A 17,075-nucleotide genomic window follows, 5' to 3' on the forward strand; every position below is an offset into this window, starting at 1 on the left:
CCGCGGGGCGGTGCCGGGGAGTGACCGTGTTAACGGTATCAATGGACCTTCTTGTTTTTCCGGGCCATCACCAGGCCGATGATCGACAGCGCCAGCAAGGCCAGCGTGCCGGGCTCGGTCACGGTAACGATCTCCGGATTATCATGGTTAGCAGGTGCTTCAGTAGTGTTTTCATTGAGCGGAGTCTTTTGCGGTTCCCGCTCAGTGACGCCTGAGACAGCAACCAGACCACCACTGAATGAGTCGTCGGATGAGGACGACTGCTGCTCCTGAACATATCCATTGACCAAGAGGTTGCCGGCGCAGCTGAAATAGACGCAGCCGTCGCTGAAGTCGATGTTGGCGGCTTCATAGACGTCGGTGTATTTCGAGCTCAGCTCGGCGAGGGTCATTTGCGTTGCACTGGCGGAACCCGCCAGCCCAATGGCCAATGCCACTGCAACTAGGTATTGAATCACGCGTTCCATCGGTAAATCCTCACCCTAAAAAGAAGTTGTGCGTTGCCTCAGGATCTATGCATTAGCGCTGCCAATACCCGATAGTTGTTGCAATTCAATGAACTGTAAAAAAAGCCTCGATTGACCTGAATGATCAATGTAAATAAAGCTGACGTTTGACCCGGTATCCCCTGTAAAAAACGCCAAGTCTGTCCCCGCCTGCAAAACCTTGGCCAGATGCCCGCAAATGCCCTTGCCTCACTGGCTGCCGAGCAGTAGCGGCTCACTGTCGGTGCTGCGATGGTTAACCAAAATGTGTTTGGTCAGTGACGCACCGGGCTGTGGCGAAAATTCGGAGACTCAAAAAAAGGTGCCGAGATTTGAAGAGCGCTGACAATAGAACGTGACAGCATGTTGTTTTAATCGCGATCAGCTGCCAAGCTACCACCAGGCCTTTCCCCACCGGTCCGGGTTAGCCCAATGGTCCGGGTTGTTCCAGCTGCGGCGATGGTTGTAGCTGTCGATGTTGTAGGTGTACAGCTGAGCAACGTGGTCGCCGTCGCCGATGCGACCCTGACGGGTAAAGCCGAGGCCGATGAAGTCCTGGAAGGTCCAGGCAGCCTGCTCGGTCACCGCTACCGCAATCTGATGGGTGCCGTAATTGCGGAGTTGGCCCAGCAACAGGCTGCCATCGACGACGCTGAGTTGCTCCAGAATGTCGCTCAGCAGGGCCAGGTCGTGGGTCTGGGGCAGAGGGAAGGCTGACAGTGCCCGGGCCGGAGCCAGCTCGGTGTGGCTGCTGCTGGGGTGGTGCTCGGCCCAACGGGCGGCAATGGCCGATGCGCACTGGCCGCAACTCAGAAGCGTCTGGGGTTGGCAGCTGTCGGTGATGGCGGCGAAGGCCTGCTGAAGGGTTTTCATGACGATCCTCTTCTCGGCTCTAGAGTTGCTCGGTTGGCCGATGGTGGGCCAATGCGGGCGAAGTCGTGCCGGACATAGAATTATGAACACATGTCGCACATTTATTTGCATGTTGTAACCTGCGGCAAAATCAGTCAAACATGGCGGAAATGCCGCCATTGGCAGGTTTACGAACTTGACAATTCATTACAAAATACCGCCTCAGGCTGATTGCGGCTTGCAGAATAACTGCCCATATTTGTGGCATAGGCATTACTTTAGACAACCGTTGAGGGTTGACGAGCATGAAAGAGTCCGGCTTAACCGATCTGTCCCGCCGTGTCGCTGTTGCCCTGCAGTCGACGAAACTGCCTGGCAAGCAGCAGGGCGCCTCCGCGCTGGAGTACATCGTACTGGCAGCGGCCATCATCATCATTGTCGGTTGGCTGGCTACCGATACAACCGTTAGGACAACCCTGGTTACAGCCTTCCAAGGGCTGTTTACCGACGCGGCCAGTGGCGGCGCTGACGGTGGCGGTTGAGCCCCATTCAACCCTTTCGCAGGTATTCCATGGTTTTGGTTCGCCAGATGGTTGGCATCGCCGGCGCTCATCAACGGGGCTCGGTCGCGCTGGAATTTCTCATGCTGTTTCCGCTGGTGGTTGCCATGCTTTATGCCGCCGCGATTTACAGTGTGCTGTTTTACAGCAAGTACCAGCTGCAGGATGCGGTTGATAAGGCCGTGGCCAGCGCCATGCGGGTTGACCGCAGTCGTGCGGTCGACAGCGACAGCCTGCAAAGCGCGGTGACTACGCTGTCGACCAGCACCCTGGCGGCGGTGGTTTCGGGCCTGCCAGGCGCGGTGGCGAACGCGGTGGATGACGGCGCCAGCAGCTGCGCCATGGTCAGCAGCGGCGGTGTCGATCTGCTGCAATGCAGCATTCAGGCACGGGTGAACGGTGAGGAAAGCCCGCTGGTGAAACAACTGAGCTTCGGCTTTCTCGGTGCCTTCCCGCCGTTGCCGGAGACCATCACCGTACAGTCGGTGATCGCCATCTGACACGCCGACCTTCGAGGCCTGGTATTTGGCAGGCCTGGGAGCTGGAAGAGCTAGAGTATTTGGACCGTGCCGAGCAGGGAGCATTATCAATCCTATGAATTCCAAGTTGTTGTATACGCTGCCGGCGTTGTTGTTGGCACTGGTCGCGGTGGTGCTGGCGCTGGTCGGTGTGTTGCGCCCCCCCCATTCCCCACAATCCCAGCCAGACCCGGCTACCGGCGACGTTGCCGTCGAAGTTGTCGAGGCATCGCCTCCGGCACCCAGTTATGACTACCTGGTTGCCCGCGTCGCCATGTCGCCCGGCGATGCGTTGGAGGCCACCAGCGTCCAGAGAATCAGCTCGGACCACCCCATCGACGGCGCCATCCTTGCCGACGATCTTCAATTCGGCGCTGTCGTCTCCAATGTGGTCAGGGCCGGCGAGCTGATGCGGGAGGGAATGTTCGAATCCGCCAGCCTGGTGCGACCATTGCTTCAGCCGGGCACTCAGGCCATCGCGATCCCGGTAAACGATGTATCGGGCGTCGGCGGACTGCTCAAGCCCGGGGATGAGGTCAATGTCTACGCTTCGTTCCGCAACTCGGACAAGAACGAGCCGGCGGCGCTGACCGTGCTGGAAAACGTGGTGGTCATTGCCGTTCGCGGCGTCGCCTACTCCGGTGACGCGGTGGATGAGGATGAGCGCCGTCGTAATGCCTCCGTGGTATTGGCGGTGCCGGATGATAAAGTGGCTAGCCTGTTGCTGGCCTCCAATGAGGGAGAGCTGCGTCTGGCGGCACTGGCGGACACCGGCGAAGCCCTCGATGTGGCGGCGTTACCGGTGAGTCCTGCCAAGCCCACCTATCTGAAGGATTTGTTCCCGGCTCCGCCGCCGCCTCCGCGGACCGCTCCGAGTCGGCCGACGGGCAGTCGCGTGCAGGTGTTTGAAGGCGCCGAACAAAGGAGTGTTTATGTTCGCTAATCGCGTAAATCGGATGGCGCTGCTGGTCGCCGCGCTGTTCTGGATGGGCAGTGTACAGGCCAGTAACCCCGGCGCCCCGGTCTCCCTCAGCAGTGGCGAGCAGCGGGTGATGAATTTTCCCAAGCCGCTGACCAAAGTCGCCACCGCAGATCCGCAGATTGCCGCGGTATCGGTGTCCGGGGATCGCGAGCTCATTATCACCGGTGTCGGCGAAGGCGCTACCCTGTTGTCGGTGTGGCAGCGGGGCGAGCGGGAACCGCTGCAGGCGCCGGTGCTGGTGGCGCCCACGCTGGGGGCCACCATGCCCTTTGGCACCCAGGTCCAGACCGACATTCGCATCGTTGAGGTAAACCGCAGCGAGCTGAACAGCCTGGGGCTGTACTACGCCCGGCTGTTCGACGGCGGCCAGTCCGCCATCGGCATTGCCCCCCCGGGCAATGGCTTCCGTGGATTCGGCAGCGCCGCGTCAGCGGCCCCCCTCAGCACCGACGGCTTCAACCTGTTCAGTTTCGGTGCCCACTCCCTGACCATCATCAATGCACTGGAATCCGGCGGCTTTGCCTATACCCTGGCGGAGCCGTCATTGACCAGTCTCAGTGGCCAGTCGGCCACCTTCCTGTCTGGCGGGGAATTCCCGATTCCGGTGGGCAGCGACGAGGATTCCATCGAGATCGAATTCAAGGAGTTTGGTATCCGGCTCAGCCTGACGCCAACGGTGGTGGATCAGCGGCAGATCATCCTCAGGGTGGCGCCGGAAGTGAGTGAGCTGGATTTCTCCAGTGGCGTGCAGACGGGCGGGGTCGCGGTGCCGGGATTGCGGGTCCGACGCACCGAAACCACCGTTTCCATGGGCCCGGGTGAGACCTTCATCATCAGTGGCCTGGTCAGTCGCAACACCATCAATAACAGCGATCGCATCCCCGGATTGGGCAACATCCCCATTCTCGGCGCACTGTTTCGCTCCGACCGAATCTCCCGCGAGGACAAGGAATTGATCATGGTGGTGACGCCCCACATCGTGACCCCGGTGTCCGCGGACCAGTCGCCACCGGCGTCCATCGCGGTGGACTACCACAACAGCAGCCTGGATTGGCTCGATATGGTGATGAAGTCGTCCAGGGGATCGGAGCCGGTCAATCACGGACTGAGTTGGTGAGGGTATGACGAATCAGGAAATTGTAGTCTGCGTGGCGGATGATCTCGGTCTGCGGGTGTGGCTGGAACGCACCCTGGACGGTGCCTGGCCGGTGGAGTTCGTGGCCAGCTCCGATTTGACCCGGGTGATCAAGCTGGTGGAAGCCACCGGCTGCCGGCTGGTGTTCGTGGCCATGGACGAGGCCAACCCGACCGGTTCACTGCGAGTCATCAGCGCCTTGGTGAAGTCCCACCCTGCGCTAAAAGTGGTGACCATTGCCAAACGAGTGACCCAGGACCATCTCCTCAAATGCATGCGTGCCGGGGCCCGGGACTGCTTCCTGGCGGACAGTGATGCGGAGGAAATCCGCACGCAGGTCCAGGTGTTGCTGTCGCGGGACAGCGAGGATGGCCGGGGCGACGGTGTGGCTGCGAGTGAACGCAGGCAGGGGCCGGTGGTGACCCTGCTCACCGGCGTCAGCGCCACTGTGGATACCCGATTCCTGACCCAGAGCATGGCGTTTGCCATCAGCAAGCGCCATCCCGATGCCCGCATCCTGGCGGTGGATACCGCCGCCAGCGAACGCCACGTGTTTTATCTGGACGCCAACAACCGCTTCAACCTGAGCAACCTGCTGCATAACCCGGATACCCTCGATGACACCCTGGTGGACACCGCGCTGGAGGAATACGTGCCAGGCTTGCGTTTGCTGGCGGGGACGCTGCCGCCGGAAGATCTTACCGAGGCCTCCAACGCCGACCTGTTCATCGCCTTCAGCCAGTTGATGGGGCTGTTCGACCACCTCATTGTCAACGTTGACCCGGCCGTGGCGGACCATTGGATTGAGGTGGTCGGACTGCATGCCACCCGCCTGGTGATGGCCATTCATCCCATTGTGGAGCAGGCTCATTTGGCCCGGGACAAACTCCAGCAATGGGCGCCGGAACTGTCCAGGGGCTGTCAACGGGTGCTGCTGGTGGACGGTTATGAGGACAAGGTGCCGCCGGGGCTGGTCGAGCTGGAAGCTGCGGTGGGCATCAAGGCCGCCGGCGCGTTGCCGCTGGATTGGGCCAATCGTCTGCTGGCCAAGAACGCCGGAATTCCGATCCACAAGCTGCCGCGGCGATCGGTGTACAACCGCAAGTTGGAGAGCCTGATGCGACGAATGGATGATCGCCCCGCGGCTGTGGGCGAGGCTGGCAGCTCCAGTCGTCTGCCGCGCCGGGCGTGAGGGGGAATAAATCGTGGCCCGAACGGATCAGGAATTCCAGGACCTGAAGAAGCGCGTCCATTTCTACCTGGTGGAACGGCTGGACGAAGAAGGCGTGGAGGTTGGCAAGAGCGAGCGTGAGTCGCTGCAGGAGTTCGTCGAGGTCAACGTCACCGGCTTTATCATGCAGCACCGGGTACCGCTGTCCACCCAGGATCTGAATCTGCTGGTCAAGGAACTGTACGATGAAGTGACCGGGTTCGGGCCGTTGGAGCCGCTGCTGGCGGATCGCCGGGTCAACGACATCCTGGTCAACGGCCCGGAAGATGTTTTTGTCGAGATTGCCGGTGTGCTGCAGCGCACCAGCGTGCGTTTCATTGACGACGACCATGTCATCCGGGTTATCCGGCGCATCATCTCACCCCTGGGGCGACGGCTGGACGAGTCGAGCCCGATGGTGGACGCCCGATTGCCGGACGGCTCCCGGGTCAACGCCATCATTCCGCCAATTGCCATCGATGGGCCGTCGATCAGTATCCGGAAATTCACCCAAAAGCACCTGAGTGCCCACGATCTGGTGAACAGCGGTTCGATGAGCCCGGAATGCCTGGACCTGTTGATTACCGCGGTGGAGTCACGGCGCAACATCCTGGTCAGCGGCGGTACCGGCACCGGCAAGACCACCATTTTGAATCTGCTCAGCCAGTACATCCCGCGGGACGAGCGTGTGGTGACTATTGAAGACTCTGCCGAACTGGCCCTGAGCCACCCCCACGTCGTGCGCCTGGAGACGCGGCCGGCCAATACCGAAGGCAGCGGTCGCATCAGCGCCCGGGAACTGGTGATCAATGCCCTGCGCATGCGTCCGGACCGGATCATCCTCGGCGAGGTCCGCGCCGGCGAGATCATCGAACTGCTGCAGGCGATGAACACCGGTCATGAGGGCTCCATGAGTACCATTCACTCCAATTCGGCGCGGGATGCCATCGTGCGCATCGAGACGCTGCTGGCGGTGAATGGCTACGATGCCGGCGAGCGTGCAATCGGACGGCTCATCGGCTCCTCGCTGGACATCATCGTCCAGCTGGTGCGTTTGCCCAGTGGTCGTCGTTTCATCAAGGAGGTGGTGGCGATGAAGCCGACGGCTGACGATCCCTGCCACATGGAATTTCTGTACCGGAGCCAGGATCATGAGCAGCCAGGTCTGGTTTAAGCTCTCTCTGCTGGTCAGCCTGGCCACGGTGATGCTGGTGATGATCCAGTTGTCATGGGCGTTCTGGCGCCAGCGCCGTGCGGTTTCCAACCGCGTCCAGCAGCGGCTCAGCCCCCAGGGCGAGGCGAGTCCCGTCAGCAGCGCCCGGGTCACGGTCGGGCCGCTGGAGAAACTGCTGATGCGGGCCGATATCCACCTCAGCCGGACTCAGTTGCTGTTGCTGGGGCTGGTTACCCTGGCGGTGCTGGTGGCGTTGCAGGTGTTTCAGGGGCTGGTGGTGATGCTGGTGGCGCTGTTCTTCCTGGTGTCGGCCGGCTGGGTTTACTGGAAGGTACGCTTTCAGAAACAGCGCCGGATTATTCACGAAGAACTGCCGGGCCTGATCGATGCCGTGCTTCGCAATGTGGATGCCGGACGATCCCTGGAGCACGCCCTGATCAGCGCCTTTGACGACGCCCCGCCGGTGTTCGATCCGCTGCTGTTCAGGCTGCGCAGTGCAGTGGAGGCCGGCCGGGAATATACCCGCCTGTTCGAGGATTTCGCCGCCATCTATTCAGTGCCGTCGCTGGTGATGGTGGCCATTGCCCTGCGCACCACCACCCGGTTTGGTTCCTCCATTCGCCCGGTGCTCCAGCAAGTGGCGGATTCTCTGCGGTCACAGCAGGAAATGCGCCGCGAGTTCCTGGCGGCCACCGCCGAAACCCGCTTCACCGCGGTGACCTTTGCGGTGTTGCCGCCGGCGTTGGCGTTGTACATGGTCACGATCAATGAGCAATATTCCCGGGTGTTGCTCGACACCGGTACCGGCCACAAGATGCTGATGGTGGCCGGTGTCCTTCAGCTCTTGGGCATGATGATGATCTGGCGCATGATCCAGGGCGTTGGGCGTGAGTAACCTGTGGTCGTTCGTCGCCCTTGCGCTGGCGTTTGCGGCGGTCTGGCTGGCGCTGGTGCAAGGCCCCCGCTGGCGCCTCAAGGCGCGGATAAACGCCCGCCTGAATCGACGGGCCGCCGGCGACGAAGAGGTGGCGCGATCCTGGATCTTCGGATTGGCCACCTGGTACACCGAGCTGGCGGCGGTGCGCGGCGACTACCAGGAAATGGCGGAGTCGCTGGAGATCACCGGCCGTACCGACGAACGCATTCGCACCGATTACCTGCTGATGTGCTGGTTGATGCCGGCGCTGGCCATCCTGTTCGGCTTTGCCCTCACCGGCGTGATCTGGGGCACCTTGGTGGCGGTGGTGGCGTTCCTGCTGCCCCGGCGGTTGATCCGCTCCATGGCCGTCGCCGCCGAGAAACAGCAGAATCTGGAAGCCATTGAGCTGTGCCACATGACGCGCATGCTGATGGAAGCGGGGCTGTCCATCGAGCGCGCCTTGCGGCTGGCGTCGGTCCAGGCACGGCCGGTGATGCCCATGCTGTCCGGTCGCCTCGACCGCTTCAATCGCATGATGGAGGCCGGCGCGGACCGCACCGAGGCCCTCGACGAACTGGGCCGTAACCGACGGATCCTGGTTTTGCGTAACTACGTGGCGCTGATGAAGCAGAGCAGCAAGCTCGGGGCCAGGGTGTCCGGCAGCCTCGACCAGATCATTCATGAGGCCCAGCAAAACGAGCGCAGCCGACTGAAAGAGGACACCAATCGCATCGGCGCCAAGATGACCATCATCATGATGGTGTTCATGCTGCCGGCCCTGTTTACCCTGATCGGTGGGCCGGCGGTGATGTCTATTGCAGAAACCCTGGGCCGTTAGCCAGGACAAGAAAAGGAAGACCGAATGGACAACCCAAACCTTGCGCGCAAGGTCTCTGGGCCTCGCTGGCCCGCACCACGGCTGTATCGGTTGGGCGGCCTGGCCGGGACCCTGTTGATGCTGGCCGGGCTTTCCGGGTGTGCGGGTATGCCCGGCGCGGCCGGTGAGGCCAGCTCGGAGGACAGCGAGCCGCCGCTGGAGGTGAGCTGCAGGCGTCAGGTGCAGCCTGAAGCCCAGATTCACCTGGATCTGGTGGATCGGTTGTCCGAGGGCAACAAACCGTACGCGGCGCTGGCGCAACTGGAAGGCAAACCGATGGACAGTCACGGTCACTGGGTGCGCAAGGGCCGATTGTTGGCCTCCACCCAGCGGCTGTCGGACGCTCAGCGCCTGTTTCAGGCCCTGGTGGATCAGTGCGGCACCGGCGAGGCCTATCATGGTCTGGGTATGGTGTTGCTCAAGAGCTGGCGGGTTGAAGACGGGCTCCGGCAACTGCGGATTGCGCGGGCCGAGGCACCCGCCTCCGCCAACATTCGCAACGACTACGGCTACGCCCTGCTGATGAACGGAGAATACGACCACGCGGCCTACGAACTGCGCACCGCCTTGGAACTTGCCGATGGTCAGGGCCCGGTGCGGCAGAACCTGGCGGCAGCCTACCTGCTGACCGACAATGATCCGGGTCTGCGCATGCTGACCGAACGATACAACTTCGGTGTCGATGAGTTTGCCCATGCTCGCCGTTTGGCCGAGCGCCTGAGGAGGTAGATATGAAGCGCAGTCTTGCTTTGCTGGCGGTCATGCTCCCGGTTCTGGCCGCCGCGGACGGTTATCCGTCCGGCCTGTCCGACACCCCCGCGCAGCCCCCGGCCAGCTCTGAAGCCCAGCGGCTGCTGGACCGGCAGCGTCAATCCGGTGCGCCGCAGCAGGGCGAACTGTCCACCCAGCTGTACGTGGACAGCCAGAAACGGATTGCCGAAACCTTCCGGCGCCCGGTACCGGAGTCATTGTCCGAGCTGAGTAAGAGCGGTGACTAGGCAGTCCGGCTCGGTGCGTCGGCAACGGGGGGCCTTCATTTTTGTCACTCCGCTGCTGCTGACCACCATCGCGCTGCTGTCGGTGATGGCATTGGACGGCGCTCGGCTCTATGGGGTGCGGAACGACCTGCAGAATCAGGCCAACGCCGCCGCCACTGCTGGGGCGGACGCGGCTCAGTCCTGCGGGGGCGTCGATGTCTCGCTGGAGACCATGAAGAACCGGGCGTTGGCGGCGGCCCAGGCCCAGGGGTTCCAGGGTGGGGTTGATGATCTGGAGGTGCGCTTTGGTGTGTTGGTGGATAACCCCAGCGCGCCCGGGGAACTGGCGTTCCAACCGGTGGACGACATTGCCGCCAGTAACACCGTGTATGTCTCGCTGAGCAGCGAGCAGTCCATTTCCCGTCTGCTGCCCGAGGCGGTGCTGGGTTCGGTCACCCTGAATGCCCGCTCCGCGGCGCGCAAGGCGGTGCAGGCCACCATCGGCATGGCCGGTTCCACCGCCGGGGTGAACGCCGGGCTGCTGGGTGGGGTCCTGGGCGCGGCGTTCGGGAATCCCTCCTACAGTCTTGATCCCACCAGTTTGAACAGCCTGGAAAACACCTTTGTCGAGATCGAGGAACTGCTGGCCGAGCTGGGGGTGGATACCGTCGAGGACATGCTGCCGTTGACGGCGGACAACCTGGCGGCGGCGCTGCGGGAAATCGCCGGCAACGCCACACCGGCCGGGGAGCTGCTTGATGAGATGGTGCATGCGGTCGGAATTGATACCTTGCAGATTGCCGATGTGCTGGCGGTGGTTGAAGGCACGGAAGTGCCGGGTGACAGTCAGGTCGAATTGTACGGGCTGGTGACCACGCTGCTGCTGAACGTGCTCCGGGAGCAGCAAGACCAGAACGGCGTGCCCCTGTCCCTGTCCAATCTGGGCGACGCCGGATTGCCGTTGATCGCGGCCATCGACGAGGCGAGCCTGAACGCCAGGCTCTTCGTCGACCGGGCGCCGAAGTACCTGGCCGGTGCCACTGCCCGCAAAAACAGCGATGGCAACTGGGTCAGTGAGTTCTATGCGCCGGACATCAGCCTGGAACTGGAGGTGGCGGCACAGATCCTGCCGGTCAACCTGCTCGGCCTGGTGGAGTTCGAAATCGCCAGTCTGACCATTCCGTTGGCCATCGACCTGGGCGGCGGCACCGGCTACCTGACCTCGACCCGATGTGCCCGGGGGCTGGAAACCACGGTGGAGTTTGGCATGGAGTTACAGCGCCAGGTGCTGGAACTGACCACCGGCCGGATCGACACCAGCACCGGCGACCTGGTGCCGGAGCCAATCGATACCGAGATTGGCCGTATCAGCCTGTTGTTCGGTGCGCTCAGCGTCGATCCCATCCTCAACCTGGAGGCCGAGCTGGAGGGGGCTATCCCGGGGGACACCGACACCGTGATGCTCGATCCGAACTACCCCCTGTACTGCTCGCCCAGCAATGGTTGTTATCGCCTGGAGCACCAGGACCCCGGCGGCAGTCTGTCCGCACTGGCGCTGAAGCTGAATGTCAGCGATCTGAGCCTGTTGCAGGGTTCCTTGGGCGGAGTGGACCTAACCCCGCTGGTGGCGATGATTGAGCCCTTGCTGACCGACCTGCTGTTCGATGTCACCGACAACCTGACCGAGGCGGTGGTGGCACCGCTGCTGCAGGCCCTGGGCGTCGGCGTCGGCGGTCTCAGTGTGACGGTGTCCCATGCCGAGCAGGGCCGCTTGGTTCAACTTATTGAGAATATTGACCTCATCAACTAAATATTATCAGGTGGCCCGCGCTGCTCTAGACACGCACGGATTGCGAATTTAACGGAGCCAGGACTCGTATTCGATGATGGACCTTTCACACGCACTGATGCTCGGCGCCACCTCACTCTTGCTGCTGACGCTGCTCTATCGCGAATGGCGTTATCGTCAGTTGCAGCGCAAGAACCTGGCAATGTTGCAGCATGTCGGCCAGGCTCAGCGCACCCTGACCGAGCATGGCCGGGAGCTGCGAGGCCTGTTTGATCAGGCCGCCATCTCGGTGATCGTGTTCGACCGCTATGATCACAAGGTCTGTTACGCCAATGACTTGGCTCTGGAATCCTTTGGTGTCAGCAGCCAGGATCAGCTCACCACTGAGGTGATGTATCGGCCCGACGCCTGGGCCGATGCGCCCTACAGCCTGCATGATTTCGAGGGCTGGCTGGGCAAGGCCGGCAAGCTCGGCGTGCAGCGTTTTGAATGGAAGGCGCCGGGCGCGGAGGGGCACCCGGTGTGGCTCGACGCCACGCTGGCGGCGACGGTATTCGATGGCCAGCAGGCGCTGATGCTCACCGGCATCAATGTCAGTGAGCGCAAGATTTCCCAGTCCACCGATTGGATGCGCAACCGGGCCATGGTGGCGATGACCGGGGAACGGCCGCTGTCGGCAACCCTGGACCTGATAGTGGCGATGTACCAGTTCTCCGCGCCGCAGGCCCGCTGCGGCATCATGGTGCTGGACAGCGACAATCAGGTGCTGAACTGGGGCACCGGGGCGGGGTTTCCAGAGCCCTTCCATTCCGGCTTGCAGGGGCTGCCGGTGCGCTACGGCGCGGCCACTTGTGGCACCGCGGCGTCAATTCGGGGGCGGGTGGTGACCGAAGACATCGCCAAGGACGAGCGCTGGGGACGCTATCGCGACCTGGCCCAGGCTGCCGGCGTTCAGTCCTGCTGGTCGGAGCCGATCCTGGGTACCGGCGGCGAGGTCCTTGGGACCTTCGCGGTGTATCACAACAGCCCCTGGACGCCAGGCGAGGACGACATGGAAACGCTGACCGGGCCGTTGTATCTGGCCAGTCTGGCCATTGAGCGTCACCAGTCCCGTGAGAGTCTGAAACGGCTGGTGGCCGCCGAAAAATCCATTCGCCAGATCAGCGTCAAACTGCAGTCACTGGATGCCGATTCCACCGACAGTGGCGTTCAGGAGGTGATGAAATTCCTCTGCGAGTACCTGCATATCGCACAGGCTTACGCCTTCGTGCGTGACCCGGTTAATGCCATCTACCAGGCCAATCACTGCTGGCCGCCGGTGGTGCTGGGAGCGGACGACGAACCGCTGGCGATGACCCAGGATGAGCTGAGCGGCTGCCTGGCCACGATCAGTGCCAACAACCACTGCACCCTGCACCGGGACCAGTCGGAAGACAGTGACGAGCTGCTGGACCTGCTGATGGAGGACGAGCAGGCCGAGAGCGTGCTCATGGTGCCGGTGATTGTGGAAGATCGGATCGACGGCCTGCTGGTGTTCTGCGCCACTGACAGCCACCATCGCTGGGAGGCGCTGGAAATCAACACCGCCACGCCCATTGCGGCCCTGATCGGTAGCGCCCTGCATCGCAAGTCGCTGGTACAGTCACTGGTTCACCAGGCCTTGCACGATCGACTCACGGGGCTGTTCAACCGGGGCAAACTGGAGGACCAGCTGCGTCAGGAAATTCACCGGGCGTCACGCTACGGCAATGAGTTCTCGCTGATCCTGTTCGACGTGGACCATTTCAAGCACGTCAACGACCGCTTTGGTCACAATGCCGGTGACGATGTGCTGGTGGAGGTTGCCCGCCAGCTCAAGGACAATGTCCGATCCGCAGATATGGTTGGCCGCTGGGGCGGAGAGGAGTTCCTGGTGGTCCTGCCGGAAACCAACCTGGCGGCGGCGGGTGAGGTGGCGGAAACCCTGCGCCAGCACATCAGCCGCCAGAGCTTTCCGATCCCCGGCGGGGCGATCACGGTCAGCGCCGGGGTCACCGCCTTCCTGCCCGGTGAGGGGGCGCAGGACCTGATTAAGCGTGCCGACGATGCCCTGTACCGGGCCAAGGAGGCTGGCCGCAACCGGATCAAGATGTCGGCCTGAGTCTCAGCGCCGAAAACACGCTACCATAGCAGGCCATTTTCTGGTTGGGACAAACCGTATGGCTGAGCAGAGTCAGACTCCGTTTACCTTTCGCTTCCGGGTGCGTTATGGCGAGTGTGATGCCCAGGGGGTGGTGTTCAATGCCCGCTACGGCGACTACGTGGACATCGCCGTCAACGAATACATCCGCACCCTGTTCGGCGACTACCAGAACCTGCTGGATCAGGACCTGGACATCCAGGTGGTCAGCCTGGTCCAGAACTGGCAGGCGCCGGCCCGGTTTGACGATGTCCTGGAGGCCCGCATCACCCCAGGCCGACTGGGCAATACCTCGTTCAGCCTGGTACTGACCTTTTACCGTCACGGTGAGCCCGAACCGTTGAGTGACGCCACCATCACCTACGTGATGATCCGCCCCTCCGAGCGGGCCAAGACCGCTATCCCGGAGGCCCTGCGGAGCCTGCTGCAAGCCGGGGCGCCGGGCGTCATCATCAGCCATGCCGGAGAAGGCTAGGGAGCCTGCAGGAGCCTTGTCGATGACATTGAACCAACCCCAATCACCGGACGCCCCCTGCCCGTGTGGCCGACCGCAGCCCTACGGCCGCTGTTGCCTGCCGCTGCACCAGGGCCAGCCGGCGCCGTCTCCCGAGGCACTGATGCGTTCCCGCTACAGCGCCTTCGTACTGGGGCTGAGCGATTACCTGCGGCAAAGCTGGCACAGCTCCACCCGCCCCACCGAGCTGACCCTGGACGGCTCGCCGGACTGGTGCTCGCTGCAGGTGCTGTCCTCATCGGAGCAGGGCGGCCAGGGCAAGGTCCACTTCCGCGCCATCTACCGCACCGGCCCCGGTTTCGGCTACCTGGAGGAAAACTCCGACTTCGTCCGCGAACAGGGGCACTGGTTCTATATCGCCGGCGACACCCGGGAAGGAGAGCTGAAACCCGGCCGCAACGACCGCTGCCCCTGCGGCAGTGGCAGGAAATACAAGGCCTGTTGTCTGTCGGTGTTTCCTTCCTTTTAATCGCTGATCCAAATCAGGGGGCGGTGGTTATCGATAGGTTCTGGTCAAAAAATGTGCTATTGTCCGCGGCCTTTTTGAGCAATATCAATCCGGCTCGCGTACAATAGCGGTCTGTTCACTGTACCAGCCACCACCAGGATTTCCGGTCACCACCATGCAAGCCGCCAAGCCCCTGTTCGACCATCCCAAATACTGGGCCGAGTGTTTCGGTCCGTCGCCGTTCCTGCCCATGTCCCGGGAGGAAATGGATCAGCTGGGGTGGGACTCCTGCGACATCATCATCGTCACCGGTGACGCCTATGTGGATCATCCGTCCTTCGGCATGGCGGTAATCGGCCGGTTGCTGGAGGGGCAGGGGTTCCGGGTGGGCATCATCGCCCAGCCGGACTGGAGCTCGAAAGACGATTTCATGAAGCTGGGCAAGCCCAACCTGTTCTTCGGGGTGGCGGCCGGCAACATGGATTCGATGATCAACCGCTACACCGCCGACCGTAAGGTCCGTTCCGACGACGCCTACACTCCTGGCGGTGAGGGCGGCCAGCGGCCGGATCGGGCCAGCCTGGTCTATAGCCACCGCTGCCGCGAAGCCTACGACGATGTACCCATCGTGCTCGGCGGCATCGAGGCCTCGCTGCGGCGCATTGCCCATTACGACTACTGGCAGGACAAGGTGCGTAAGTCGATCCTGTTGGATTCCGGCGCCGATCTCCTGCTCTACGGTAACGCCGAGCGAGCGATTGCCGAGGTGGCGTTCAGACTCTCCTGCGGCGAGCCGATTGGCAGTCTGACCGACATTCGTGGCACTGCGTTCGTCCGCAACGACAGTGCCACTGGTTACTACGAGCTGGATTCGACGCGGGTTGACCGGCCAGGGCGGGTGGACAAGATCATCAGTCCCTACGTCAATACCCAGGACACCGAAAGTTGCGCCAGCACCCAGGAGGCCGGCGCGCCGCAAGCGTCGGACACCACGGTGGTGGTGGACCTGCTGCCCAGTTCCCGCATCGAACGTTCGCAGACGGTGATCCGGCTGCCGTCGTTCGAGAAGGTGCGTAACGATCCGGTGCTCTACGCCCATGCCAACCGGGTACTGCACCTTGAGACCAATCCGGGCAATGCCCGTGCCTTGGTGCAGAAGCACGGCAGCCAGGACATCTGGTTCAATCCGCCGGCGATTCCGTTGACCACGGAAGAGATGGATTACGTCTTCGACCAGCCCTTTGCCCGGGTGCCGCATCCGGCCTACGGCGACGCCCGCATTCCGGCCTACGAGATGATCCGCTTCTCCGTCAACATCATGCGTGGCTGTTTTGGCGGTTGTACCTTCTGCTCCATCACCGAGCACGAGGGCCGGATCATCCAGAATCGCTCCCACGACTCCATCATCCGCGAGATCGAGGCCATGCGGGACACTGTGCCGGGCTTTACCGGCGTGGTGTCGGACCTGGGCGGTCCCACCGCCAACATGTATCGCATCGCCTGCAAGTCGCCGGAGATCGAGGCCGCTTGCCGCAAGCCGTCCTGTGTCTATCCCGGCATCTGCTCCAACCTCAATACCGATCACTCCTCGCTGATCGAGCTCTACCGCAAGGCCCGCGACCTCAAAGGCGTCAAGAAGGTGCTGATCGCCTCCGGCCTGCGCTATGACCTGGCGGTGGAATCCCCGGAGTATGTCCGCGAGCTGGTGACCCACCACGTTGGCGGTTACCTGAAGATCGCCCCGGAGCACACCGAGGAAGGCCCCCTCAGCAAGATGATGAAGCCGGGCATTGGCAGCTACGACCGCTTCAAGCGCATGTTCGAGAAGTTCTCCAAAGAGGCGGGTAAAGAGCAGTACCTGATCCCGTACTTCATCGCCGCCCACCCGGGCACCACCGACGAGGACATGCTCAATCTGGCGTTGTGGCTCAAGCGCAACGGTTTCCGTGCCGACCAGGTGCAGGCGTTTTACCCGTCACCGATGGCGACGGCCACGGCGATGTACCACAGCGCCCGCAATCCGTTGCGCAAGGTGACCTACAAGACCGAAAAAGTGGGTACGGTCAAGGACCCCCAGCAACGGCGTTTGCACAAGGCCTTCCTGCGTTACCACGATCCCAACAACTGGCCGCTGCTGCGGGAAACGTTGATGAAGATGGGGCGGGCCGACCTGATCGGGCCCGGCAAGCATCAGCTGATCCCGAAACATCAGCCCCAGGGTCAAGGCTATAAGAGCGCCCGGCGCAAGAATTCGACGCCGCCGGGCAGTCGCAAGTCCGGCCAGCCGATGCTGACCCAGCATACCGGGCTGCCGCCCCGGGACGACGGCAGCCAGCGGCCCAAGCCGCTGTCCAAGCCCAAGACCAAGCCTAAATCCAGCCACAAGGCACGTGCTGACGGCGCGGGGCCAGCCTCGCGTCGGCGGGACGGCCGCCAACGCTAGCCCGTGATCGAGG

The 17,075-nt window shown here is 62.5% G+C and carries 17 protein-coding genes; 15 read left to right on the top strand and 2 right to left on the bottom strand.

Features of this window, described 5'->3' with window-relative positions; translation table 11 throughout:
- Positions 1 to 38: 38 nt before the first annotated feature.
- Both N6L25_RS01675 and N6L25_RS01680 read right to left on the bottom strand, forming a co-directional pair.
- The gene (locus N6L25_RS01675; RefSeq protein WP_271977294.1) at positions 39 to 467 is read right to left on the bottom strand and encodes a PEP-CTERM sorting domain-containing protein; all 429 of its coding nucleotides are present in this window, start codon (positions 465 to 467) and stop codon (positions 39 to 41) included.
- A 411-nt stretch (positions 468 to 878) separates the two neighbouring features.
- Positions 879 to 1,358: a DUF6231 family protein gene (locus N6L25_RS01680; RefSeq protein WP_271977295.1), complete on the bottom strand. Its 480-nt coding sequence runs from the start codon at positions 1,356 to 1,358 to the stop codon at positions 879 to 881.
- A gap of 284 nt (positions 1,359 to 1,642) precedes the next feature.
- On the opposite strand from N6L25_RS01680, the gene N6L25_RS01685 reads away from it, so the two are divergent.
- The 15 genes from N6L25_RS01685 (at position 1,643) to N6L25_RS01755 (ending at position 17,062) form a co-directional block, all read left to right on the top strand.
- Positions 1,643 to 1,879: a hypothetical protein gene (locus N6L25_RS01685; RefSeq protein WP_271977296.1), complete on the top strand. Its 237-nt coding sequence runs from the start codon at positions 1,643 to 1,645 to the stop codon at positions 1,877 to 1,879.
- Positions 1,880 to 1,908: 29 nt separating this feature from the next.
- Positions 1,909 to 2,397 carry a TadE/TadG family type IV pilus assembly protein gene (locus N6L25_RS01690; RefSeq protein ID WP_271977297.1) on the top strand — a complete coding sequence of 163 codons (489 nt, stop codon included), beginning with the start codon at positions 1,909 to 1,911 and terminating at the stop codon, positions 2,395 to 2,397.
- Between the two features lie 94 nt (positions 2,398 to 2,491).
- Complete coding sequence (gene cpaB, locus N6L25_RS01695; protein ID WP_271977298.1) at positions 2,492 to 3,358, top strand: Flp pilus assembly protein CpaB; 867 nt, start codon at positions 2,492 to 2,494, stop codon at positions 3,356 to 3,358.
- Positions 3,348 to 4,514: a type II and III secretion system protein family protein gene (locus tag N6L25_RS01700; protein ID WP_271977299.1), complete on the top strand. Its 1,167-nt coding sequence runs from the start codon at positions 3,348 to 3,350 to the stop codon at positions 4,512 to 4,514. Before cpaB ends, N6L25_RS01700 begins: the two co-directional genes overlap by 11 nt.
- Before the next feature lie 4 nt (positions 4,515 to 4,518).
- Positions 4,519 to 5,724, top strand: a complete 1,206-nt coding sequence (locus N6L25_RS01705) for a hypothetical protein (protein WP_271977300.1) — start codon at positions 4,519 to 4,521, stop codon at positions 5,722 to 5,724.
- A 13-nt stretch (positions 5,725 to 5,737) separates the two neighbouring features.
- Positions 5,738 to 6,916, top strand: a complete 1,179-nt coding sequence (locus tag N6L25_RS01710; RefSeq protein WP_271977301.1) for a CpaF family protein — start codon at positions 5,738 to 5,740, stop codon at positions 6,914 to 6,916.
- Entirely contained in the window at positions 6,894 to 7,811 is a 918-nt protein-coding gene (locus N6L25_RS01715; RefSeq protein WP_271977302.1) for a type II secretion system F family protein, read from the top strand. The genes N6L25_RS01710 and N6L25_RS01715 overlap by 23 nt, the downstream gene beginning before the upstream one ends.
- Complete coding sequence (locus N6L25_RS01720; protein ID WP_271977303.1) at positions 7,804 to 8,673, top strand: type II secretion system F family protein; 870 nt, start codon at positions 7,804 to 7,806, stop codon at positions 8,671 to 8,673. The genes N6L25_RS01715 and N6L25_RS01720 overlap by 8 nt, the downstream gene beginning before the upstream one ends.
- Before the next feature lie 24 nt (positions 8,674 to 8,697).
- A complete protein-coding gene (locus N6L25_RS01725; RefSeq protein WP_271977304.1) occupies positions 8,698 to 9,441 on the top strand; it encodes a hypothetical protein in 744 nt (247 codons plus the stop codon).
- A gap of 2 nt (positions 9,442 to 9,443) precedes the next feature.
- Positions 9,444 to 9,710 (top strand): hypothetical protein, encoded by a 267-nt coding sequence (locus N6L25_RS01730; protein ID WP_271977305.1) that lies wholly within the window; start codon positions 9,444 to 9,446, stop codon positions 9,708 to 9,710.
- Positions 9,703 to 11,499: a hypothetical protein gene (locus tag N6L25_RS01735; protein WP_271977306.1), complete on the top strand. Its 1,797-nt coding sequence runs from the start codon at positions 9,703 to 9,705 to the stop codon at positions 11,497 to 11,499. The genes N6L25_RS01730 and N6L25_RS01735 overlap by 8 nt, the downstream gene beginning before the upstream one ends.
- 73 nt (positions 11,500 to 11,572) lie before the next feature.
- On the top strand, positions 11,573 to 13,618 hold the full coding sequence (locus N6L25_RS01740; protein ID WP_271977307.1) for a sensor domain-containing diguanylate cyclase: 2,046 nt from the start codon (positions 11,573 to 11,575) through the stop codon (positions 13,616 to 13,618).
- A 58-nt stretch (positions 13,619 to 13,676) separates the two neighbouring features.
- On the top strand, positions 13,677 to 14,132 hold the full coding sequence (locus tag N6L25_RS01745) for an acyl-CoA thioesterase (RefSeq protein ID WP_271977308.1): 456 nt from the start codon (positions 13,677 to 13,679) through the stop codon (positions 14,130 to 14,132).
- A gap of 22 nt (positions 14,133 to 14,154) precedes the next feature.
- A complete protein-coding gene (locus N6L25_RS01750) occupies positions 14,155 to 14,640 on the top strand; it encodes a YchJ family protein (protein ID WP_271977309.1) in 486 nt (161 codons plus the stop codon).
- Between the two features lie 154 nt (positions 14,641 to 14,794).
- Positions 14,795 to 17,062 (top strand): YgiQ family radical SAM protein, encoded by a 2,268-nt coding sequence (locus tag N6L25_RS01755; protein ID WP_271977310.1) that lies wholly within the window; start codon positions 14,795 to 14,797, stop codon positions 17,060 to 17,062.
- Positions 17,063 to 17,075: the final 13 nt, after the last annotated feature.

Origin of the sequence: Marinobacter sp. SS21, assembly GCF_028369065.1 — a bacterium.
Lineage (GTDB): Bacteria > Pseudomonadota > Gammaproteobacteria > Pseudomonadales > Oleiphilaceae > Marinobacter.